This window comes from Kineosporia sp. NBRC 101677, assembly GCF_030269265.1.
GTDB lineage: Bacteria > Actinomycetota > Actinomycetes > Actinomycetales > Kineosporiaceae > Kineosporia > Kineosporia rhizophila.
Map to the genome: position 1 here is coordinate 1 of NZ_BSTA01000053.1, position 384 is coordinate 384.

At 68.0% G+C, this 384-nt stretch carries 1 protein-coding gene; it reads right to left on the reverse strand.

The window, feature by feature from the left end:
- Positions 1-377: MFS transporter (locus QSK18_RS35710; RefSeq protein WP_502894333.1), on the reverse strand; the 377-nt coding region annotated here is incomplete at its 3' end.
- Positions 378-384 lie beyond the last annotated feature (7 nt).

The following is a 384-nucleotide window of genomic DNA, read 5'->3' on the forward strand; positions in this document are numbered from 1 at the left end:
ATGAACGACAACGGCAGCGCACCCACCATGGCGCCCTGCAGGAGTTGCCCCAGCAGCAGCACCGGCAGACTCGGGGCGATCGCGGCCAGCAGCCCACCGGCCGAGACCACCGCCATCAGCCACACCATCACCCGCCTTCCTCCGTAACGGTCGCCGAGTTTGCCGACCACCGGGGTGAGCACCGCCCCGGTGACCAGCAACGTGTTGGCGACCAGCGCCCCCTCCGCCGGGCTGACCCCAAGTTCGTTCTGCAGCAGCGGAAGTGCAGGCTCCACCACCGACTGCAGCGTCCCCAGAGCCAACGCCAGGAAACCCAGCACGATGACTGGGAGCCTCCCGATCCGCGGCGGGGCAACTCTTGGTTGCGAGACAGACACAGACACA